The 21,747-nt window shown below is 74.0% G+C and carries 17 protein-coding genes; 7 read left to right on the top strand and 10 right to left on the bottom strand.

What is annotated here, in order from left to right:
• Nucleotides 1-15 precede the first annotated feature (15 nt).
• Nucleotides 16-1,140: an iron-containing alcohol dehydrogenase gene (locus J1G43_RS15825; protein ID WP_207370974.1), complete on the top strand. Its 1,125-nt coding sequence runs from the start codon at nucleotides 16-18 to the stop codon at nucleotides 1,138-1,140.
• 18 nt (nucleotides 1,141-1,158) lie between these two features.
• Here the strand turns inward: J1G43_RS15825 and J1G43_RS15820 are convergent, their stop codons facing one another.
• Nucleotides 1,159-2,493 (bottom strand): MFS transporter, encoded by a 1,335-nt coding sequence (locus J1G43_RS15820; protein WP_207370973.1) that lies wholly within the window; start codon nucleotides 2,491-2,493, stop codon nucleotides 1,159-1,161.
• A gap of 325 nt (nucleotides 2,494-2,818) precedes the next feature.
• Here J1G43_RS15820 and J1G43_RS15815 point away from each other — a divergent pair, with 325 nt between their 5' ends.
• The 4 genes from J1G43_RS15815 (at nucleotide 2,819) to J1G43_RS15800 (ending at nucleotide 8,531) form a co-directional block, all read left to right on the top strand.
• Nucleotides 2,819-3,799: an ATP-binding cassette domain-containing protein gene (locus tag J1G43_RS15815; protein WP_207370972.1), complete on the top strand. Its 981-nt coding sequence runs from the start codon at nucleotides 2,819-2,821 to the stop codon at nucleotides 3,797-3,799.
• The gene (locus J1G43_RS15810) at nucleotides 3,796-4,599 is read left to right on the top strand and encodes an ABC transporter permease (protein ID WP_207378803.1); all 804 of its coding nucleotides are present in this window, start codon (nucleotides 3,796-3,798) and stop codon (nucleotides 4,597-4,599) included. The genes J1G43_RS15815 and J1G43_RS15810 overlap by 4 nt, the downstream gene beginning before the upstream one ends.
• 159 nt (nucleotides 4,600-4,758) lie before the next feature.
• Nucleotides 4,759-7,242 carry a glycogen/starch/alpha-glucan phosphorylase gene (locus tag J1G43_RS15805; RefSeq protein ID WP_207378802.1) on the top strand — a complete coding sequence of 828 codons (2,484 nt, stop codon included), beginning with the start codon at nucleotides 4,759-4,761 and terminating at the stop codon, nucleotides 7,240-7,242.
• 266 nt (nucleotides 7,243-7,508) lie between these two features.
• Nucleotides 7,509-8,531, top strand: coding sequence for a hypothetical protein (locus J1G43_RS15800; RefSeq protein ID WP_207378801.1), 1,023 nt, complete (start codon nucleotides 7,509-7,511; stop codon nucleotides 8,529-8,531).
• Between the two features lie 114 nt (nucleotides 8,532-8,645).
• On the opposite strand, the gene J1G43_RS15795 is transcribed toward J1G43_RS15800, so the two are convergent.
• Genes J1G43_RS15795 through J1G43_RS15785 form a run of 3 tightly spaced genes read right to left on the bottom strand, consistent with a single transcriptional unit; the run spans nucleotide 8,646 to nucleotide 10,922 of the window.
• Nucleotides 8,646-9,398, bottom strand: coding sequence for a LysR substrate-binding domain-containing protein (locus J1G43_RS15795; RefSeq protein ID WP_207378800.1), 753 nt, complete (start codon nucleotides 9,396-9,398; stop codon nucleotides 8,646-8,648).
• Nucleotides 9,395-10,120, bottom strand: a complete 726-nt coding sequence (gene trmB / locus J1G43_RS15790) for a tRNA (guanosine(46)-N7)-methyltransferase TrmB (RefSeq protein ID WP_207370968.1) — start codon at nucleotides 10,118-10,120, stop codon at nucleotides 9,395-9,397. The genes J1G43_RS15795 and trmB overlap by 4 nt, the downstream gene beginning before the upstream one ends.
• 22 nt (nucleotides 10,121-10,142) lie before the next feature.
• On the bottom strand, nucleotides 10,143-10,922 hold the full coding sequence (locus J1G43_RS15785) for a VOC family protein (protein ID WP_207340375.1): 780 nt from the start codon (nucleotides 10,920-10,922) through the stop codon (nucleotides 10,143-10,145).
• A gap of 103 nt (nucleotides 10,923-11,025) precedes the next feature.
• Here J1G43_RS15785 and J1G43_RS15780 point away from each other — a divergent pair, with 103 nt between their 5' ends.
• Nucleotides 11,026-12,066 carry a cation diffusion facilitator family transporter gene (locus tag J1G43_RS15780; protein WP_207370967.1) on the top strand — a complete coding sequence of 347 codons (1,041 nt, stop codon included), beginning with the start codon at nucleotides 11,026-11,028 and terminating at the stop codon, nucleotides 12,064-12,066.
• Here J1G43_RS15780 and J1G43_RS15775 read toward each other — a convergent pair.
• From J1G43_RS15775 to J1G43_RS19170, 3 genes are all read right to left on the bottom strand, one after another.
• Nucleotides 12,032-13,042, bottom strand: coding sequence for an alpha/beta hydrolase (locus tag J1G43_RS15775; RefSeq protein ID WP_207378799.1), 1,011 nt, complete (start codon nucleotides 13,040-13,042; stop codon nucleotides 12,032-12,034). The two genes, J1G43_RS15780 and J1G43_RS15775, sit on opposite strands and share 35 nt — an antisense overlap.
• A 60-nt stretch (nucleotides 13,043-13,102) precedes the next feature.
• On the bottom strand, nucleotides 13,103-13,759 hold the full coding sequence (locus tag J1G43_RS15770; protein ID WP_207378798.1) for a histidine phosphatase family protein: 657 nt from the start codon (nucleotides 13,757-13,759) through the stop codon (nucleotides 13,103-13,105).
• A 94-nt stretch (nucleotides 13,760-13,853) separates the two neighbouring features.
• Entirely contained in the window at nucleotides 13,854-14,288 is a 435-nt protein-coding gene (locus J1G43_RS19170) for a glyoxalase superfamily protein (protein ID WP_307859629.1), read from the bottom strand.
• 185 nt (nucleotides 14,289-14,473) lie between these two features.
• On the opposite strand from J1G43_RS19170, the gene clpB reads away from it, so the two are divergent.
• The gene (gene clpB / locus J1G43_RS15760; protein WP_207370964.1) at nucleotides 14,474-17,074 is read left to right on the top strand and encodes an ATP-dependent chaperone ClpB; all 2,601 of its coding nucleotides are present in this window, start codon (nucleotides 14,474-14,476) and stop codon (nucleotides 17,072-17,074) included.
• A 51-nt stretch (nucleotides 17,075-17,125) separates the two neighbouring features.
• Here clpB and J1G43_RS15755 read toward each other — a convergent pair whose 3' ends face one another.
• From J1G43_RS15755 to J1G43_RS15745, 3 genes are all read right to left on the bottom strand, one after another.
• Entirely contained in the window at nucleotides 17,126-19,378 is a 2,253-nt protein-coding gene (locus J1G43_RS15755; protein ID WP_207378797.1) for a glycoside hydrolase family 3 C-terminal domain-containing protein, read from the bottom strand.
• Nucleotides 19,379-19,918: 540 nt separating this feature from the next.
• Nucleotides 19,919-20,677 (bottom strand): hypothetical protein, encoded by a 759-nt coding sequence (locus J1G43_RS15750; RefSeq protein ID WP_207378796.1) that lies wholly within the window; start codon nucleotides 20,675-20,677, stop codon nucleotides 19,919-19,921.
• 67 nt (nucleotides 20,678-20,744) lie between these two features.
• Complete coding sequence (locus J1G43_RS15745; RefSeq protein WP_207340382.1) at nucleotides 20,745-21,470, bottom strand: hypothetical protein; 726 nt, start codon at nucleotides 21,468-21,470, stop codon at nucleotides 20,745-20,747.
• Between the last annotated feature and the right edge of the window lie 277 nt (nucleotides 21,471-21,747).

Below are 21,747 nucleotides of genomic sequence, written 5' to 3'. Positions count from 1 at the left end.
GCATAGCCTGCAGCGGTGTCCACGTTCGTCACGGCCGGCCGCATCGTCCTCGGTGCCGGGGTCGCGGAGCAGGTCCCGGACCTCGTCGCGGGTCTGGGGCGGCGCGTCCTGGTGGTCGCCGGGCGGTCGGCCGACGTCGCCGCGCTGCCCGCCGCGGCGGTCCACCGGCACCGGGGGGAGCCCGACGTCGAGGCCGTGCGTGCCGCGGTCGCCCTGGCGCGCGAGGTGCGTCCCGACGTCGTCGTCGGGTGGGGCGGCGGGTCGGTGCTGGACCTCGCGAAGTGCGTGGCCGTCCTGGCACCGGGGGACGGCGACGTGCTCGACCACCTCGAGGTCGTCGGCCGCGGGCTGCCGCTGCCGGACGGTGCGCTGCCCGTCGTCGCCGTCCCGACGACGGCCGGCACGGGCGCCGAGGTGACCGCGAACGCCCCGGTGCGCGTCCCGGAGCGAGGGGTCAAGGCCAGCCTGCGGGGCCGCGCGATGCTGCCGTCCGTCGCCGTGGTCGACCCGCTGCTCACGCTCGGCTGCCCGCCGGCGCTCACGGCGGCGTCGGGCGTCGACGCGCTCACGCAGTGCCTCGAGGCGTTCACCACCCCGCACGCGACGCCCCTGACCGACCCGCTGGCCCGCGACGGGCTCGTACGGGCGGGGCGCAGCCTGAGGCGGGTCGTCGAGCACGGGGACGACGTCGACGCGCGCACGGACCTGAGCGTCGCCGCGTTGCAGTCGGGGATGGCGCTCGCGAACGCGAAGCTGGGTGCCGTGCACGGTCTCGCCGCCGCGCTCGGCGGGCGGCTCGGGGCGCCGCACGGGCAGGTGTGCGCCGCGGTGCTCGCGGCGACCACGGCCGCGAACGTCGCCGCCCTGCGCCGAACGGCCCCCGACGGGCCGGGCCTGGCCCGGTACGACGACGCGGCCGTCGCCCTCACCGGCCGTCCGGGCGCGCGCGCCGACGACGCCGTCGCCTGGCTGGCGGACCTGGTCGCCGCTCTGGCCGTGCCCGGGCTGGGTGCCCTGGGGCTGGCGCGCGACGACGTCCCGGACGTCGTGGCCGACGCGCTGGCCGCGTCCAGCACGCGCGGCAACCCCGTCACGCTGACCCCCGCCGAGCTGACGGACGTCGTCGCCGCGTCCTGGTGAGCGCCGGGGCGCCTGCCGTCAGCCCCGGTGCGCCGGTTCGTCCGCGGTGCCGGGGACGGCGTCGTCGGTCGCGACCGCACCGGACCCGCCGTCCGCCCGCGGAGCAGGGTCGGCACCCGCCTCCGCGATGGCGCGCCGCCCCGACGGCAGCGCGACACCGGCGAGGACGACGAGGATCAGCGCCGCACCCGCCGCCACCAGCAGCGACTCCACCGAGTACCGGTCGGCCAGGGGGCCGAACACGGCCATGCCCAGCGGCATCGCGACGGCCATGACGATGCCGACGAACCCGAACACGCGGCCCAGCCGCTCGGGCTCGACGCGCTCCTGCAGCACCGTCATGGTCGGCGTCGAGAAGAACGGCACCCCCAGGCCGATGAGGAACATGAACGTGAAGAACACCCACATGTTCGTCGAGAGCCCCAGGCCGACGTTGAGGACGCCGAACAGGCCGGTGGTCAGCACCACCATGTGCACGCGGTTGCGCAGCCCTCCCCACCAGGCGACGGCCACGCCGCCGAGCGTCATGCCGATGCTGAACGCCAGCTCGTTGACCGTCAGCTTCCACACCTCGTCGCCGAAGGTGCGGACCACCATCAGGGGCGTGAGGAACGACGGCGCGACGATGAGCACGAACACGACGCCCCACATCGTCAGGACCCACCGCACGAACGGCGTGGTCGCGACGTAGCGCACCCCGTCGACGAGGTCCGTGACGTACCCCCGGACGCCCGCCGTCTGGTCCGTGCGGACCAGCCGGGGCACGGGCACGAGCAGCAGCAGGCCGATCCCGATCGCCGCGGTGGCGACGTCGACGAAGAAGATGGCCTCGATCGACGCCCAGGCGTACAGGCCTGCCGCGAGCGCCGGGGCGACGAGCATCATGGCCGACTGGATGGTGGCGTTGATGCCGTTGACGCGCATGAGCCGGTCCGTCGGGACGATCTGGGGGAGCAGGGCGCCGACCGCGGGCGTCTGGATGCCGGCGCCGGCGGACCGGACCGCCGCGGCGACGTACAGCAGCCACAGGTCGTCGTACCCGGACAGCATGAGGAGCGCGAGCGCCAGCGTCGTGGCGGCGATGGTCGCGTCGGCCCCGATGATCAGCGCCCGCCGGTCGAGCCGGTCGGCCCACACGCCGCCGAACACGGAGACCACCGCCTGCGGCAGGAACCCCACGACCGCGTAGACGGCCATGACCGTGCCGGACCGGGTCTCCAGCGTCAGGTGCCACATGATCGCGTACTGCACGAGCATCGAGCCGAGCAGGGAGAACGTCTGGCCGGTGAGGAAGACGGTGACGTCACGCCGCCAGCGAGGTCGGCCGGGTGCCGTCGCGGCGGGCGTCGTCATGGCGGCTCTCCAGGGGTGTCGCGGGGTGTCGTCGGGGTGTCGCGGGGGCGTTGCAGCGGCGGACCCGGGGGTTGACCCGTCGACGTCGCCGTTCTCATCGGCACACCGCGGGTGGATCCCGCGCCGGCTGCACACGGGCGCTCGCGGAGCGCGGAGCGGCGAGCGCGTGACGTCGATGCTGCCCACGAAGGCGTCCTCGTGTCACGCGCTTTCGCCACCGGTGGGCCCGTGCCGTCCGGGGGCGACCTGTCCGGGTATGTCGGTGGCCGGGTGGACGATCGACCCAGGGCACGACGCGGCAGGCGCGACGGCGACGGGGAGCACCATGACGGCGACGATCACGGCCACGGGGCTGGCCAAGCGGTACGGGCAGGTGGAGGCGCTGCGCGGGCTGGACCTCGAGGTGCCGCAGGGCACCGTGCTGGGGCTGCTCGGCCCGAACGGTGCGGGCAAGACCACGGCGGTGCGCATCCTCACGACGCTGCTGCGCCCCGACGAGGGCACCGCGACCGTGGCGGGGGCGGACGTGCTGCGCGAGGCGGACGAAGTGCGTCGCCGCATCGGCCTGTCGGGGCAGACCGCCGCGGTGGACGAGAACCTCACGGGTGCCGAGAACCTCGAGATGATCGGCCGGCTGTACGGCTTCCCCCGGCGGCGGGCCAGGCCCCGGGCCGAGGAGCTGCTGGCGTCGTTCGACCTCACGGATGCGGGCCGGCGTCCCGCCAAGACGTACTCCGGCGGCATGCGCCGGCGCCTGGACCTCGCGTGCGCGCTGGTCGCCGAGCCGCCCGTCGTCGTGCTCGACGAGCCCACGACCGGCCTGGACCCCCGCAGCCGCCTGCAGATGTGGGACGTCATCACCGACCTCGTGCGGTCGGGCACGACGATCCTGCTGACGACGCAGTACCTGGAGGAGGCGGACCGGCTGGCCCACGCCATCGTCGTCATCGACCAGGGGCGGGCGATCGCGCGCGGGACGGCGGACGAGCTCAAGGCGCAGGTCGGCGGCGAGCGCGTCGAGGTGCTGCTGGCCGACGCGGCGGACGCGGACGACGCCCGTGGCGTGCTGGCGGGCGTCGCGGCCGGGGACGAGGTCCACGCCGACCCCGCGGGGCGGGCGCTGTCGGTCGCCGTGGCCGACGGCACCCGGGCGCTGCGCGCGGTGCTGGACCGGCTGGACGCCGACGGCGTCGCGGTCCTCGAGGCGGGACTGCGGCGCCCGACGCTCGACGACGTCTTCCTCACGCTGACGGGCCGCACGGCCGAGGCGTCCGAGCCGCGCGAGACCGTGGGGGTGGCCCGATGAGCACGTTGGCCCGCACGTTCGTCGACACGCACGTCGTCGCCAAGCGGAACCTGCTGAAGATCCTGCGGGTCCCCGGGATCCTCGTGGCCGTCCTGGTGTCCCCGATCATGTTCGTCCTGCTCTTCGCCTACGTGTTCGGCGGGGCGATCGACCCGGGGGAGGGCGTCAGCTACCGGGAGTTCCTCATCCCGGGGATCTTCGCGCAGACCGTCGTCTTCGGGGCGACGTTCACGGGGGCGGGCATCGCCGACGACATGCAGAAGGGCATCCTCGACCGGTTCCGGTCCCTGCCGATGTCGCAGTCCGCCGTGCTGGCCGGGCGCACCGCGTCCGACGTCGTCTACAACGTCCTGTCCCTCGTGATCATGGCGCTCACCGGACTGCTCGTCGGGTGGCGCGTGCACGGCACGGTGCTGGAGGCCGCGGCGGCGTTCGGGCTGCTGCTCGTGTTCGCGTACGCGGTGAGCTGGATCATGGCGCTCGTCGGCGTGCTGGTCCCGAGCGTCGAGGTCATCAACAACGCGTCCTTCATCGTCATCATGCCGCTGACGTTCATCTCGAACGCGTTCGTCCCCCTGGACTCGTTCCCGGAGCCGCTGCGGCGGGTGGTCGAGTGGAACCCGGTGTCCACCCTCACCCAGGCGTGCCGCGAGCTGTTCGGCAACACCAACCCGGCGGCGGCCGCGCCCGAGGCGTGGTCGATGCAGCACCCGGTGCTGTACACGCTCGGCTGCGTGGTGGTCATCCTGCTGGTGTTCGCCCCGCTCGCCATCGCCCGGTACCGACGTGCGTCCAGGTGACGTCGCTGATGGCGGGAGGCTCGTCCGGCCCGGGGGCGGAACACGCCTCGCAGCGTGTTGTACGACACGCCGCAGGACGCGCGGTTCGGGAGGTTCGTGCAGCGCTGTCCGGTCCGAACGGCCTGGCTAGACGGGCACGAGGGAACTACCGTTGCGCAAGTGACTGAGAACCGTGCCAACGGCACCGCACCAGTGGCCGCGCCGCAGCACTCCGTGGAGGGGTTCGTCAAGGAGTTCCTGCGTGAGCTGAACTTCGGACAGGGGGTCACGCTCGAGCGAGCGAGCGTCAACGACCAGTACCTGGCGCTGGCGCGCACGGTGCGGGAGTACCTCATGGCCCGCTGGCTCGAGACCGTGCGACGCCAGCGCGAGGCCCAGGCGAAGTCGGTGGGCTACCTGTCCGCCGAGTACCTGCTGGGGCGTCAGCTGGACAACGCGCTGATCTCGACGGACATGACCGAGATCGTCGAGGAGGGGCTGGCGTCCCTCGGCCTCGACCTCGCGACGCTGCGCGAGCAGGAGGTCGAGCCCGGCCTCGGCAACGGCGGCCTCGGCCGGCTCGCCGCGTGCTTCGTCGACTCGCTCGCGACGATGAGCGTGCCCTGCATCGGGTACGGCATCCGCTACGAGTACGGCATCTTCCGCCAGACGTTCGTCGACGGGTGGCAGGTCGAGCAGCCCGACACCTGGCTGTCCCTCGGTGCACCGTGGGAGTTCCCGCACCCCGAGGCCGCGGTCACCGTGCACTTCGGCGGGTCGACCGAGAAGTACGTCGACGAGGACGGCGTCGAGCGCTCCCGCTGGACCCCCGCGTGGGAGGTCCTCGGCGTGCCCTACAACTACATGGTCCCGGGCTACCAGAACGGCCGCGTGAACACGCTGCGGCTGTGGAGCGCCCAGGCGACCAAGGCGTTCGACCTCGCCATCTTCAACTCCGGCGAGTACGTCGACGCCGTGCGGGCCCAGACGTTCGCCGAGAACATCTCCAAGGTCCTGTACCCGGAGGACTCCACGCCGCAGGGCAAGGAGCTGCGCCTGCAGCAGCAGTACTTCTTCGTCGCCTGCTCGATCCGCGACTTCGTCGAGAACGTGCTGCCCGAGGACTTCGACCTCCACAACCTGCCCGACCGCATCATCTTCCAGCTCAACGACACCCACCCGGTCATCGCGGTGCCGGAGCTCATGCGGCTGCTGGTCGACGAGAAGAAGTGGGACTGGGACGAGGCGTGGGCCGTCACGCAGAAGTGCTTCGCGTACACCTGCCACACGCTGCTGCCGGAGGCCCTCGAGGTCTGGCCCGTCGCGCTGCTCGGCAAGCTGCTGCCGCGGCACCTCGAGATCATCTACCGCATCAACGACGAGTTCCTCGCGGAGGTCGCGCAGCGGTACCCCGGTGACGAGCTGCGCCAGCGCCGCATGTCGATCATCGCCGAGTACCCCGAGCGCTCCGTGCGCATGGCGTACCTCGCGACCATCGCCGGCTCCAAGGTCAACGGCGTCGCGGCGCTGCACTCCCAGCTGCTGCGCGACAAGGTGCTGCCGGACTTCTCGGAGTACTGGCCGGACAAGTTCACCAACGTCACCAACGGCGTCACGCCGCGGCGGTTCGTGCGGCTGGCCAACCCGGCGCTGTCCGACCTCATCACCGACGCCATCGGCCCCGGCTGGATCACCGACCTGGCGCGCCTGCGCGAGATGGAGCCCCTGGCCGACGACGCCGAGTTCCGCGAGAAGTTCCGGGACGTCAAGGCGCACAACAAGCACCGCCTGAACGCGCTGCTGGAGCGCCGCGACGGGATCACGCTGCCGGCCGACGCCATGCTCGACGTGATGGTCAAGCGCCTGCACGAGTACAAGCGCCAGACCCTCAAGGTGCTGCACATCGTGTCGCTGTACGAGCGCATCGTCAGCGGCGAGCTCGACCCGGCCACGATGCAGAAGCGCGTGTTCGCGTTCGGGGCCAAGGCCGCGCCGGGCTACAAGATGGCCAAGCAGACGATCGGCCTGATCAACCACGTCGGACGCACGGTCAACAGCGACCCGCGCGTGCAGGGTGCGCTGACGGTCGTCTTCCCGCCCAACTACAACGTCACGCTCGCCGAGACGCTGATCCCGGCGGCGGACCTGTCGGAGCAGATCTCGCTGGCCGGCAAGGAGGCGTCCGGCACGGGCAACATGAAGTTCGCCCTGAACGGTGCCCTGACCATCGGCACCGACGACGGCGCGAACGTCGAGATCCGCGAGCTCGTCGGCGACGACAACTTCTTCCTCTTCGGTCTCCTGGAGCCCGAGGTCGAGAAGCTCGTGGCGTCGGGCTACCGCCCGGCGGCGTTCTACGAGGAGAACCCGCGGCTGCGTCGCGCGATCGACCTCATCGCGTCCGGGGCGTTCGCCGACGGCGAGCGGTCCGTCTTCGAGCCGATCGTGTCGAACCTGCTGCACGAGGACCGCTTCCTCGTCCTGGCGGACTTCCAGGCCTACCTCGACGCGCAGGACCGGGTCGACGCCGCGTACAGCGACACCGAGGCGTGGACGCGGTCCGCGATCCTCAACGTCGCGCGCTCCGGCTTCTTCTCGTCCGACCGGTCGATGTGGGACTACATCGACCGCATCTGGCACTCGCGGCCGCTCGTCGCCCGCTGAGGCGGCGAACCCGCACGCACCTCGGCCCCGCCACCCGCGCCACCGCGCGGGTGTGCGGGGCCGAGTCGTGCGTGCCCCGCACACCCGTACGGCGTACCGGCTCGACAAACTTCACCTGCCCATGGCGCCCGGTTGCTCCGGTCCCGGGCGATTCGGGCGACAAGTGCCGGATGACCTGGGACGACACGCGTCCGTAGCCTCCGGGTCAGCAGTCCGTCGGAGCCAGCCGCCCACCCGGTCCCCGGGAGGGCAACGAAGGAGCACCCGTGTCACCCACCCGATTCCACAGAGCCGCAGCGGTCGTCGCACTCTCCGTCCTCGCCCTCGGCGGTACGGCCGTCGCGGCGCAGGCCGAGACGGTCCCTACCCCGACGCCCACGGTGTCGGCGGAGCCGACGCCGACCGCGGAGCCGACCGCGGAGCCGACCGCGGAGCCCACGGCCGAGCCGACCGCGGAGCCCACCGCGGCGCCGACGGCCGAGCCCAGCCCTGAGCCGACCGTCGCGCCGACGCCGACGTCCTCGCCCATCCCGACGCCGACGCCCACCGAGGACCCCGAGGTCGTGACGGTGCCGGCCCCGGCCGTCGAGGTCGCGCAGCCCGGGTGCAAGGGACTGAACCCGGCCGCCAAGGGCACGATCACCATCACCCCGGTGGACTCGGTCGACTGGATCATCCTCAACACCGACTCCCTGTACGGGATCAGCGAGGACGACCTCGTCGCGCAGCCGGACGAGCCGGGCGAGGCGGGCTCGGTCGAGGTCGCACCGGGCACCTACTACGCCTACGCGTACCCCTACGAGGGTGAGTTCGGTGACCTCAACGGGTGGACGCAGATCCCCGACGACCTGGTCATCGCGCGGACGATCACCGTCACCGCAGCCGTCTGCCCGGTGGCCGACCAGCTGACCGACGCCACGAAGGGCGGCTTCACCGCCCCGGCGACCGTCGCCCCCGGTGCCGCGATCGTCCTGTCCGGTCTGCCGGCCGGCGCCACCGTGCGCGCCTACCTGTTCTCCGTCCCCGCCGACCTCGGGACGGCCACGGTGGCGGCCGACGGCACCGTGCGCCTGACGATCCCCGCGTCGACCACGGTGGGCACGCACCGCATCGCGGTGTACAACGCGGACGGCACGCTCCTGGGCTGGCAGCAGGTCCAGGTCCTCGCCGCCGGCGGCACGCTGGCCGTCACCGGTGTCGACCCGGTCGCGGGTGCCGTCGGGGCGCTCGTGCTCGTGGCGGCGGGCGGTGCGCTCGTGGTGGCCCGTCGACGCATGGCGACGCGCTGACCGACCCGCACCACCCCGCACCATCCCGGCGCCCGGCCGGCCACCGCACGGTGGCCCGCCGGGCGCCGGCGCGTCCGGCCGGATCCCGGCGTGCGGCGGCGGAGGCCCGCAGCGTCAACGGCCGCGTCGCGGCCTGCCCCGTCCCGCTGCCGGCCGAGCGCTGCGGCGGGCGCCCCGGTCGTCCCCGGACCGGCGTGCGCTCCTGTCCTCGGTCGCCCGGCGCGGGGCGGGCTCGTCGCCCGCGCGTCCGCGTGAGCTGCCGGCGGTCCGCCCGCGGACGATCCCGACCAGCTCCTGCACGTGCGGGTGCTCCTGCTCGCTGCGCCACACCAGCACCACGGGCGAGCCGGGGGCGTCGGGCACCGGGCGCACGGCGGTGCCCCGTCGGTCGTGCAGTCGCGCCAGGGCGTGCGGCACCACGAGCACCCCGCTGCCGGACACGACCAGGTCCGCGGCCGTCGGCACGTCGGGGACCTCGAGCACGTCGGTGCCCGGGGGCACCCACCCCAGGACGTCGTCGCCGGGCACCAGCACCGTCTCGCCCGCGAGGTCCGGCACGTCGACCTCGTCGACCACGGTCAGCACATGGTCCTTCGGGACGACGACCACGGTCTGCTCGGTCCACAGCGGGACGACGCCCCAGCCGTCGGACGTCATCGGGACCGTGGCCGACAGCCCGGACGGGTGGCCGACGGCGTCCGCGGGCGGCAGGCGCAGCACCGCCGCGTCGACGTCACCGCGCAGCACGGCGTCGGCGGCGTCCGCCGCGGAGCCGCGCACGACCTCCAGCGGGTCGTCCGGCAGCCGCTCGCGCCAGACGCGGTCCCAGCGGTCGGCGCCCGTGCCGGGCACCAGCAGCAGCCTCATCGCACCCGCCGCACGACCAGGTCCGTGACCTCGTGCCCCAGGTCCAGGCCGCGCTGCTCGAACCGCGTGACCGGGCGGTGCGCGGGACGTGGCACGACCCCGCCGACCAGGTCGGGGTCGCTGCCGAGCACGTCGCGCATCTGCTCGGCGTACTCGGCCCAGTCGGTGGCGACGTGCAGGGTGCCCCCGACGCGCAGCCGGTCGCGCAGCAGCGCCACGTGCGCGGGCTGCACCAGCCGGCGCTTGTGGTGCCGCGGCTTGGGCCACGGGTCGGGGAAGAACGCGTGCACCGCGTCGAGGCTCCCGGGGGCGACGTCGGCGCGCAGCAGGCGCAGCGCGTCGCCGTGGGCGACGCGCACGTTGGTCAGGCCGAGCCGCTCGACGAGCAGCAGCAGCGCCGCGACGCCGGGCAGGTGCGCCTCGACCGCCAGCCAGTCCCGGCCGGGGTCGGCGGCCGCCATCGCGGCCGTCGCGTCGCCCATGCCCGAGCCGATCTCGACGACCACCGGTGCGGCGCGGCCGAACAGCGCGACGGTGTCGAGCAGGCCGTCGGGTGTGCGCGGCGGCGGCACGCGCGGGTCGTCGACCGAGAACCCCCACCGGGGGAACAGCCGCGTCAGGGCGTCCGCGCGGTCCGCGCCCAGCGGGGCGCGGCGCGGGTGGAACGTGCGCAGCGGCTCGTGGGGGCGTGACGCGCGGTGGGTGAACACGTCGGGCTGCACGGCGTCCACCCTACGCACCGGCTCAGGCGACGAGGTCCTCCGGGGGTGCCTGGAGCAGCGCCAGCACCTCGCCCGCGGGGCCGCGGACCAGCAGCATCCGGCCGTACGGCGTGTTCTCCGGCCCGCTGACGACCTCGCCGCCGAGCTCGGCGACGCGCGGCGCGATCGCGTCGGCGTCCTCGACGGCCACGTACCAGGTCCAGGCCGCGGGCACGTCGCCCGCACCGGGTCCGTACCCGCCGACGCCCATCGCCGGGGCCCCACCCACCGACAGCGAGGTGTACGTGAAGTCGGGTGCGCTCATGTCCTGCTGCTCGTACCCGAACAGCTCGGTGTAGAACCGGCGGGCGCCGTCCGGGTCCTGCGACATCTGCTCGGCCCACACGAACGTGCCGGGCACGTCGGTCACCTGCCAGCCCGTGCGGGTGCCGGCCTCCCACAGCCCGACGACGGCTCCCGTCGGGTCGCACAGCACCGCCAGGCGGCCCAGGTCGAGCTCCGTCACCGGGTCCAGCACCACGGTCGCGCCGGCCGCGACGGCGCGCTCGACGCTCTGCACCAGGTCGTCGGTCGCGAGGTAGACGCACCACCCGGCGGGGCGCGGCACGTCGGCGACCTTGATGCCGGCGACCACGTGCCCGTCGACCGTCGCCGTCACGTAGCCGCCCGTCTCCGGCCCGCCGATGCTCAGCTGCCAACCGAGCAGCCCGCCGTAGAACCGTTGCGTCGGGCCGAGCTCCGTGACGGTGAGGTCCGCCCAGCCGGGAACTCCGGCGGGCCACGGGCTGGTGCTGACGGTCATCGGTCCTCCGGCGTCGGGGTGCGGACGTCCGTCCGCGGGGCGAGCACAGCCAACCACCGCGCCCCGCCGGGCGCACGACGGGCACCCGTGCTACTCCGGACGCATGGGGGCACACGAGGGGGCGGCCGACGCCGGGCGGCCGGCGGCGGTCCGGGGCGAGGACGGGCCCGTGCGCCGGGCCGACAGCGGCGGCGAGTCCACGCGGACCGTGGTCCTGGCGCTGCTGGCCAACGTGCTGGTGGCAGTCACGAAGACCGTCGCCGCGAGCATCACCGGGGCGGCGTCGATGCTCGCCGAGGCGTCGCACTCGTGGGCGGACGCGGGCAACGAGGTCTTCCTGTTCGTCGCGCAGCGCCGCGGGGCGCGCCCCGCGGACGCCTCCCACCCGTTCGGCTACGGCCGCGAGGTGTACGTGTGGTCGATGTTCGCGGCCATCGGGCTGTTCGCGGTCGGCGCCGGTGTGTCCGTCACGCACGGCGTGCACGAGCTGTTCGACCCCGAGCCCGCGTCGGACTTCGCGGTCGCGTACGTCGTGCTCGCCGCGGCGTTCGTCCTGGAGAGCACGTCGTTCCTGCAGGCCTGGCGGCAGAGCCGGGCGGAGGCGGCCGAGCGTGACCGTGGGGTGCTCGAGCAGGTCCTGGCGACCTCGGACCCGACCGTGCGGGCGGTCTTCTTCGAGGACGCCGCGGCGCTGGTCGGGCTCGTCATCGCCGTGGCGGGGATCGCCGCCAACCAGGTGACGGGGTCGGCCGTGCCGGACGCGGTCGGCTCGATCCTCGTCGGCCTGCTCCTCGCGGGTGTGGCGTTCGTGCTGCTCACGCGCAACGTCCGGTTCCTGGTCGGCGAGTCGGTCGACCCGCACGTGCGTGACGCGGCGCTGCGGACGCTGCTCGACATGCCGCAGGTCGCGCGCGTCACGCAGCTGCGCCTGGAGTTCGTCGGCGCGCGCCGCGTCGTCCTGATCGGCGCCGTCGACCTGACCGGCGACCCCGACGAGACCGAGGCGTCGCGTCGTCTGGCGGAGGTGGAGGCGGCGCTGCGACGCAAGCCGGGTGTCATGGGCGTCGTGCTGTCGCTGTCCGAGCCGGGGGAGCCGGCGCTGGAGCCGTTCAGCCGGGCAGCCGGGACGCCAGGAAGTCCGTGACCTCGCGCAGGTAGCGCTCGCGCACGGGCGGCGCCGACAGGGCCAGGTCGTGCGCGCCGCCGGCCACCTCGACGTACGTGACGTCGTCGCCGAGCAGGGGTGCGCGACGCGCGATCTGGGCGGGGTCGAGCACCGAGTCGGTGGTCAGCAGCGCGTCGTGGTGGCGGTCGTCAGGCCCGGCCGTGTCGGAGGCGAGCACCAGCACGGGCACGTCGACGGCGAGCCCGCGGGCGACCCGGGCGTGCGCGCGGCGCACGGTGCGCCCGAAGCCGGTGCGGACGGGGAAGCCCTCGTGCGGCTTCCAGGCGAGGTCGAAGTCCCACTCCCCGCCGGTGTCGCGGTGCAGCGCCCGGCCGTAGTGCGGCGCGATGCCGCGCAGCCGGATCTGCGGCGCCCGGCCGCCCACGAGGTCGATCACGCGTGTCAGCAGGGTCCGCTCGAACAGCGAGCCGCGCAGCTCGAGCCACGGCGAGTTGAGCACCAGGGCGTCGACCAGGCCGAGGCCGCGGCGGGCGTCCGCCCACAGTGCGGCCGTGAGGCCCCCGGTGGAGTGGCCCATGAGCACGAGCACGTCGTGGTCGCGGCGCAGCAGGCGCACGGCCGCGTCGATCTCCTCCGTGTAGCCGGCGAGGTCGGTGGTCTCGTTGGGCGGCCGGCCCGGCACGATCGAGCGGCCGTGGTCCCGCAGGTCCAGGGCGTACATGTCGTACGCCGCGGCCGCCAGCGCGTCGCCCACGTGCGGGTGGAAGAAGTAGTCGACGTAGCCGTGCAGGTAGAGCACGGCGCGGCGGGTCGCGGGGGCGTCGGCGTCGGGGACCCGCCGCACGAGCGTGGCGACCGGGGCGACCCCGGTGCGGCGCGTGACCGCGTCGGGGCGCAGGTGCAGGGTGCGGGCCCGCCAGGGGCCGGCGAGCACGTCGGTGCGCTCGTCGTCCCAGGTCCCGGGGGTCGGGCGGGCGTCCTCGTCGTCGACCACGCGCAGATCCTCGCACGCGTCCGGTGGTCGGACCCGCCGTCGATCGGGTGACGGCACCCGTCAGGCGACGGACGGCACGGGCGTCGGCGTGCGCATCGGACGGGCCGCGACGTGACCCTGCCCGGCGACGTCCAGGGCGAGTGACGTGATGCGGGCGGTGCCGTCGGCGGCCACCTCGACGGTGGAGACCGAGGCGTTGGGCAGCGGGACCAGGCCGATCTCGTCGAGGGTCGCGAGGTACGCCGCCAGCGCCAGGCCGTGCCCGACGACCAGCACGTGGCCCTCGGGGTGCGCGGCGGCGAGGCGTGCGAAGACGTCGCGGGTGCGCTCCATGAAGTCGGCGCCGGGCTCGCCGCCCGGCAGGCCCGGGTGGGTGCCGGCGAGCACGGCGGTCACCAGGTCCGTCCACGGCACGACGTCGTCGAGCACGCGCTCGGGTCGCTGCTCGTAGACGCCGAACGCGTACTCCAGCAGCCCGCGGTCGGTGCGCAGCCCCACGTCCGGGTGGTGGCGCAGCACCTCCACCGCGGTGGCCACGGCGCGCCCCGACGGGGACGACCAGGCGGCGGTGAACGGGGTGCCGGCCAGGTGCCGGGCGGTGGCGCGCACCCCGGCGCGGCCGTCGCGCGTGAGGGGTGAGTCGCAGCGGCCCTGCAGGATCCGCCGGGCGTTGAAGTGGGTGCGTCCGTGGCGGACGAGGGTCAGCGTGAGGGTCATCGGTGCCCCGCTCTCGGTCGGTGTGGCACCGACGCTAGGGGCGCCAGGTGTCGCCTCGGCGACGCGGGTGTGACACGTGCGTGTCGGGCGGCCGTCAGGGCGTCGGCCGGCAGAACCGCAGCCGGTTGCCGAACGGGTCGACGACCTCGGTGGTCGGGCCGCCGGGCGCGTCGTCGTCGACGCCGGGACGCAGGCGCCCCTCGGTGCGCTCGTGCACCTGCGCCGCCAGCGCCTCGACGTCCGCGACGGGCACCCACAGCACGCCACCGAACACCCCGTCGCCGTGGTGCTCCGACAGGTGCAGGCGCAGGCCGTCGCGGGAGACCTGGGCGTACACCGGCATGCCGGGGCCGAACCGGTGCTCCCAGTCGATGCTGCACCCCAGGACGTCGCGGTAGAAGGCGTAGGCCGTCGCGACGTCGAGGACGCGCAGCACCGGGACGGCGCCGCCGACGTCGCGCGGCGCGTCCTGGCCCGGTGCGGGCGGTGGCGCGGCGGTGTCCAGCGGGGCGAGCGGTGGCGTGGTCACGATGCCTCCGGCCTGACGCGGCGGTGCGAGCTGCGGGTCGTCCCGACCCGCAGCCCACGCTAGACCGGACGGGTCGCGCTGGCGAGACACTGCGCGAACCAGACTTGAGCGGAATAGACTCAACTTCGGTCATCGTTGATCCGATCGACGACAGACGACACGTGCAGCACCCCCGGAGGTCCTCGTTGGACGCGAAGTTCACCACCCGCTCTCAGGAGGCGCTGGGCGACGCGATCGCCCAGGCGAGCGCCGCCGGCAACCCGCAGCTGGAGCCGGCCCACGTCCTCAACGCCCTGCTCCAGCAGGACGGCGGCGTCGCCAACGGACTGCTCGACGCGGTCGGCGCCGACCGCCAGCAGCTCGGCCGCGCCGTGCGCGGCATCCTCGTGAACCTGCCCTCGTCGACCGGCGCATCCGTCGCGCAGCCGTCGGCGTCCCGGCAGACCGCCGCCGCGCTCGAGGCGGCGAACGCCGAGGCCCGCAGCCTCGGCGACGACTACGTCTCGACCGAGCACCTGCTCATCGGCCTGGCCGCCGGGCAGTCCGGCGTCGCCGACGCCCTGCGCGCCGCCGGCGCGTCCCGCGACGCCCTGCTCGCCGCGCTGCCGACCGTGCGCGGCAGCGCCCGTGTCACCAGCCCCAACCCCGAGGGCACGTACAAGGCGCTCGAGCAGTACGGGGTCGACCTCACGCAGCGGGCGCGCGACGGCAGGCTCGACCCGGTGATCGGCCGCGACGCCGAGATCCGCCGCGTCGTGCAGGTGCTCTCGCGGCGCACCAAGAACAACCCCGTGCTCATCGGTGAGCCGGGCGTCGGCAAGACCGCGGTCGTCGAGGGCCTCGCGCAGCGCATCGTCGCCGGTGACGTGCCCGAGTCGCTGCGGGACAAGAAGCTCGTCTCCCTCGACCTGGCCTCGATGGTCGCCGGCGCCAAGTACCGCGGCGAGTTCGAGGAGCGGCTCAAGGCCGTCCTGCAGGAGATCACCGCCTCCGAGGGGCAGGTCGTCACCTTCATCGACGAGCTGCACACGGTCGTCGGCGCCGGTGCGGGCGGCGAGGGCGCCATGGACGCGGGCAACATGCTCAAGCCGATGCTCGCGCGCGGCGAGCTGCGCCTGGTCGGCGCCACCACCCTCGACGAGTACCGCGAGCGCATCGAGAAGGACCCCGCCCTGGAGCGGCGGTTCCAGCAGGTGTTCGTCGGCGAGCCGTCGGTGGAGGACACCGTCGCGATCCTGCGCGGGCTCAAGGAGCGCTACGAGGCGCACCACAAGGTGACCATCGCGGACTCCGCGCTGGTCGCCGCCGCCACGCTGTCCGACCGGTACATCACGGGCCGCCAGCTGCCCGACAAGGCCATCGACCTGGTCGACGAGGCCGCGTCCCGGCTGCGCATGGAGCTCGACTCCTCCCCGGTCGAGATCGACGAGCTGCAGCGTGCCGTGACGCGCCTGGAGATGGAGGAGGTCGTGCTGTCGGAGGCCGACGACCCCGGCTCCGCCGACCGCCTCGAGCGCCTGCGCGCCGACCTGGCCGACCGCCGCGAGGAGCTCGCCGCCCTCAACGCCCGCTGGGAGAAGGAGAAGGCCGGGCACAACCTCGTCGGTGACCTGCGCGCCCGGCTGGACCAGCTGCGCGCCGACGCCGAGCGCGCCCAGCGCGAGGGTGACCTCGCGACCGCCGGGCGCCTGCTCTACGGCGAGATCCCCGCGGTCGAGAAGGAGATCGCCGAGGCCGAGGCCACCGAGGCGGCCGAGGACACCGAGCTCGCGACCGAGCAGACGCCCATGATCGCCGAGAAGGTCGGCCCCGACGAGGTCGCCGAGGTCGTCGCCGCGTGGACGGGCATCCCGGCCGGGCGCCTGCTGGAGGGCGAGACCCAGAAGCTGCTGCGGATGGAGGAGGTGCTCGGCGAGCGCCTGATCGGCCAGACGAAGGCCGTCGCCGCCGTCTCGGACGCGGTGCGCCGTGCCCGGGCGGGCATCTCCGACCCCGACCGGCCCACCGGCTCGTTCCTCTTCCTCGGCCCCACGGGCGTCGGCAAGACCGAGCTGGCCAAGGCGCTCGCGGACTTCCTGTTCGACGACGAGCGCGCCATGGTCCGCATCGACATGTCGGAGTACGGCGAGAAGCACTCGGTCGCGCGACTCGTCGGGGCGCCCCCCGGGTACGTCGGCTACGAGGAGGGCGGCCAGCTCACCGAGGCCGTGCGGCGCCGGCCCTACTCCGTCGTGCTGCTCGACGAGGTCGAGAAGGCGCACCCGGAGGTCTTCGACATCCTGCTGCAGGTGCTCGACGACGGCCGCCTCACCGACGGCCAGGGCCGCACGGTCGACTTCCGCAACGTCATCCTCGTGCTGACCTCGAACCTGGGCTCGCAGTTCCTCGTCGACCCCGTGCTGGACGACGCGGCGAAGCGCGAGGCGGTCATGGGCGCCGTGCGCTCGGCGTTCAAGCCGGAGTTCCTCAACCGGCTCGACGACATCGTGCTGTTCGACGCCCTCACGCTGGAGGAGATCGGGCAGATCGTCGACCTGCAGGTCGCGTCGCTGGCCCGGCGCCTGTCCGACCGGCGCCTCACGCTCGACGTCTCCGAGGGGGCGCGCGAGTGGCTCGCGCTCGAGGGCTACGACCCGGCGTACGGGGCGCGGCCGCTGCGCCGGCTGGTGCAGAAGGAGATCGGCGACCGTCTGGCCCGTGCGCTGCTCGCGGGCGAGGTCCACGACGGCGACACGCTGCGCGTCGACCTGGGCGAGGGCGGGCTGACCGTGACCGCGTCCCGCTGACCTCACGTCCACCCGGGTGCGGGGCGTCCTGCGGGGCGCCCCGCACCGGTGTCACCGGGCGGCGGCCACCAGGGCGTCGACGGCCTGCGGGGTCAGCCCTTGCACCCCCAGGTCGGCGATGACCCGCAGCGGCATCTGCGCGACCATCGCCGCGACGGTCGGGTCGAGGTCCGGCAGCGCGGCGCCCTCGAGCGCCGCGGCCAGCACCTGCGAGCCGACGGGGTGCTCCATCCACTCGGCGAGCGTCGAGTCGCCCGTCAGCTCGCCCCACAGCGGCTCGCCGACCACGTCGACGACCGCCGAGGCCCGCACGTCGCGTGACGACGCGCCCACCTCGACGACGAACCGCCCGCCCTCGACGGCCCACCGCCGCAGGCCGGGGTGCCAGTAGGCCAGCGCACGCGCGCCCAGGGTGAACGTCACGTCGCGCGAGGCCCCGGGCTCGAGGTCGATCGGGGCGAACGCCCGCAGCTCGCGCGTCGGCCGCATCACCGCCGCCTCGGGGTCGCGCACGTACACCTGCACCACCTCACGCCCGGTGCGGGTCCCGGTGTTCGTCACGGTGACGGCCACGTCCAGGCGCACGTCCGCACCCTCCCCGTGGACCTCGACGCGCAGGCCGTCGTACGCCCACGTGGTGTAGCCCAGGCCGTGGCCGAAGGGGTAGGCGACGGGCAGGTCGCGCGTGTCGTACCAGCGGTACCCCACCAGCACGCCCTCGCCGTAGCGCACCCGCCCGGCCTCGCCGGGGAAGTTGCCGAAGGCCGGGGTGTCCTCGAGCCGCAGCGGGATCGTCTCGGTGAGCCGGCCGCCCGGCTCGCGGGCGCCGAGCAGGACGTCCGCGACGGCGGACCCGCCCGCCTGTCCGCCCAGCCACGTCTCCAGGACCGCGGCCACGTCGTCGCGCCACGGGGTGACGCTCACCGCCGAGCCGTTGGCGAGCACGACGACGACCCGCGGGTTCACCTCCGCCAGGGCGGCGAGGAGGCGCAGCTGGTTGTCGGGCAGGCCCAGCCGCGGGCGGTCGTAGCCCTCGGACTCGTCGGGCCCGGGCAGCCCCAGGAACGCGACGACGGTCCCAGCCGTGCGTGCCGCCTCGACCGCCTGCGCGAGCAGGGCGTCGTCGTCGCCGTCGGGGCCGCCGGCCACCGTGAACCCGGGGGCGAACGCGATCGTCGGGTCGACGGCGCGCAGCGCACCGAGCGCGTCGTCCAGGCGCGTGGGCGTGACCTGCGACGACCCCGCGCCCTGGTAGCGCGGGGTGCGGGCGAGCTCCCCGACGACGAGGAGACCGGCGGTGCCCGCCAGCGGCAGCAGCGGGGCGCCGTCGACCGGCTCGTTGCGCAGCAGGACGGTGCCGGCCGCCGCGGCCTCGCGGGCCAGCGCGTGGTGGGCATCCAGGTCGAGGGTCGACGGGTCGCCGTCCGCCGGGAGCGCGCGGGCGGCCAGGTGCAGCGCCCGGCGCGCGGACCGGTCGAGCGCCGCCTCGTCGAGCAGCCCGTCGCGCACCGCGGCCGCGACCTCCTCGTCGGGGCGCGGCCCGACCGCCGGCATCTGCAGGTCCAGCCCGGCCTCCAGCGCCCGTACGCGGTCACGGACCGCCCCCCAGTCGGACACGACGAGCCCGTCGAAGCCCCACTCGTCGCGCAGCACCCGCGTCAGCAGCCACGTGTCCTGTGACGCGTAGACACCGTTGATCCGGTTGTAGGAGCACATCACGGTCCATGGCCCGGCCTGCGTGACCACGTGCTCGAACGCCGGCAGGTAGATCTCGCGCAGCGTGCGCTCGTCGACGTCGGCGGACACGCGCATGCGGTCCGTCTCCTGGTTGTTGGCCGCGAAGTGCTTGAGGGACGTCCCGACGCCCTGCGACTGGATCCCCTCGACCAGCGCGGCCGCCAGCACACCGGCGACGTGCGGGTCCTCCGCCACGTACTCGAAGTTGCGGCCGCACAGCGGGGTCCGCTTGATGTTGACCCCGGGGCCGAGCAGCACCGCGACGTCGTGCGCGCGGGTCTCGCGCCCCAGCGCCTCACCGACGCGCCGCAGCAGGGCGGGGTCCCACGACGACCCGAGCGCGGCCGCCGTGGGGAAGCAGGTCGCCGGGACGTTCGACGCCAGGCTGGGCCCGCCGAGCACGGTGTCCTGCTTGCGCAGCCCGTGCGGGCCGTCGCTCACCATGACCGACGGCACCCCCAGACGGGGTACCGCCTTGGTGTGCCAGGAGTCCGCCCCCGACGTCAGCGACGCCTTCTCCTCCAGCGTGAGCTCCGCCAGGACCTGCTCGACGTCGAACGGGACCACCAGGCACCTCCTTGTGCGCGACCGGACGCGGACCACCGTATCCGCAGGTCGGTGCACGGGCGGGGGTGCACGGGCCACGACGTGCGCCGCCAGGGCGTGGCCCGTCGCCACCGCCGGTGCCGTCGTCGGGGCGTGCGCGCGAGCCGCCGACGACCGTGCTCACGGACGTTCGGGCGGTGCCGTTCGGCACGTTGCCCGCGAATGCGAAGGAGGAGGAATCCTGAGTTCCCTTCCAGCGCTGATTCCCGAGGCGGAGAACGTCGCCCCGCCGGTCGGGGCGCTCACCTTGTCCACGGGCGGAACCATGCGCGCTGAGCTGCGCGCCGCGATCGTCCTTGTTCTCCGGGATAGCAGGCAAGGGGCATGCCGTTCCCCTCGTGGTACGGCAGGGCCGTACCCACACCAAGTGCAGCGGTGTGCTCGACGCCATGCATCGAGTCGGCGACGCCCAGCTCGCTGTGCTCGACTGGGGCATGTCGATCGACATGGCCGAGGTCGTCGCCGCGACCATCGACGAGAAGCCGGCGCCCCGACGCCCCGTCAGCGCTGCGGCATCCCCAGGCGAAGCGGGCGCGAGCCCTCACGGAACAGCGGCGCCGGGTTCAGCCACGCCGTGACGTCCGGGTGCCACCCGGCCAGGTAGGTGAACCCGTCGAGCACGGGCAGCGGGGTGTGCCCGGACGTGATCAGCGCCCCGGGTGTCACGTGCACGCCGTCGGCGACGACCTGGTCCCAGTGAGGCTGGTACACCGGCAGGCGCCGGTAGGCGCGCGGGACCTGCATGTCGCCCCTGTGGCGGCGTGGCGCGGACGCGACCAGGGCGCACCAGTCGTCCGCCGTGCGGATCTCGAGGACGCGCGCACCCGCCACGGTCGCGTCCCACAGCAGCGGGCGTGTCGGCTCGAGGTCGTGCCCGGCGCGGTGCAGCAGGTGGACGCACACGTCCGTGCCCGGCAGCCGGCGCGACGTCTGCACCGCGCCCTCCGGCCTGGTCCACCACCCGTCCTGCAGGGAGCCGACGCGCGGGCCGGCGTACGCCAGGTCCTCCAGGCCGGTCTGCTCCGCGGGGGCCGGTGACCACCACCAGCCCATGCGCTCACGGACCGCCGCTGCGAGCTCGTGCGCGCCGGGCACCACCGCGTGCGCGTCAGGCAGGTGCAGCTGCTGCACGCTCAGCGCCAGGGCACTGTGGAACGCCTGCCACACCAGGTCGTCCGTGAGCCCCTCCGGACCGGTGAGGTCCGCCAGCTCACGCAGGAACAGCCGACCCAACGGCGCCTCGATGAGTGCGTCCACCATGACCTGATCCTTCCATCACCGAACGACGATGCCCCCGCGGTGCGCACCGCGGGAGCACCGTCGGACGTCAGATCCCGCGGCAGCTCAGGCTGGCGAAGTCAGTCTGAACGACGAAGTACTGAACGGCGTTGCACGTGCAGCCGGCGCGCTGGTACCCGTACTCGTAGATCACCTTCCACTTGCCGCTTCCGGAGGAGCTGCAGTTCCACACCGGACGCTTGTCCTCGTACGAGGCGGCGTCGCGGTTGCTTCCGGAGGCAACCGCCATCCGGTCGGATCCCACCAGCCCCGTGGCCCTCTGCCGGTAGAGCACGGACGTGTGCATCAGCTGCTGCATCGACTGGGTGCACGTGATGCGAGGCTTGAACCCCACGTTGTAGTGCGCGGCGCCCGGAGTGTCGGTGCGGCGGTGCGGTGCGGACGGGTAGCCGGTGCACGGACCGTTGGTCACCTTCGACGCGAAGGTTGTCGCACCCTGTCCGGCGAGAGACGACGCCTGGCGTCCGGCGAGGGGGCTCGCCGTGGACGGCTGGCTCAGGACGAGGTCCCGAAGCAGTCGCTCTTCGTCGCTGCTTGAGTAGGAGATCTTGCCGCCTGCGTCCTGGATTGCACGCTCCACCGCAGCCCACTGGGCGTCGCCCGCCGAGCCGGGGTCGGCCAGGTGCGATCGGAACTCTGCGACGGTCATACCCCCGTAGGGGTCGTCTGCTGCGGACGCCGTCGTCACGCCCGCGCCGATCGAGAGCGCAACGACTGCTGCGGCGGTGGTCAGGCCCCGGAGGAAGGATCTCATCAGCTTCTCCCATCCATGTGCGTCAGATGATGGCCACGCACGATCACGAGACCCCCCTTTGGGTCTCGTGACGGAGGACGCTAGCCGCGACACAGAAGATCAGCGGCATACTTCGCGCAGAATCTCCCCGAACGTCCCACCCTGCACATCTCCGCAGGTCAGCAGCGCGCGGGCGCGGTGCCGCGCCCTCCTGCCGCTCCATGTCTGTCCGGTGCCGCCCGGTTACCGGCTGCGCTCTTCGGGCATGGGTGGACAACGCGGTGCTGTAGGTCGATGC

The organism is Cellulomonas sp. zg-ZUI22 (assembly GCF_017353535.1).
Taxonomy (GTDB): Bacteria; Actinomycetota; Actinomycetes; order Actinomycetales; family Cellulomonadaceae; genus Cellulomonas; species Cellulomonas wangleii.
The sequence above is the reverse complement of the archived record's forward strand: the minus strand, read 5'-3'. Positions and strand labels throughout refer to the sequence as shown.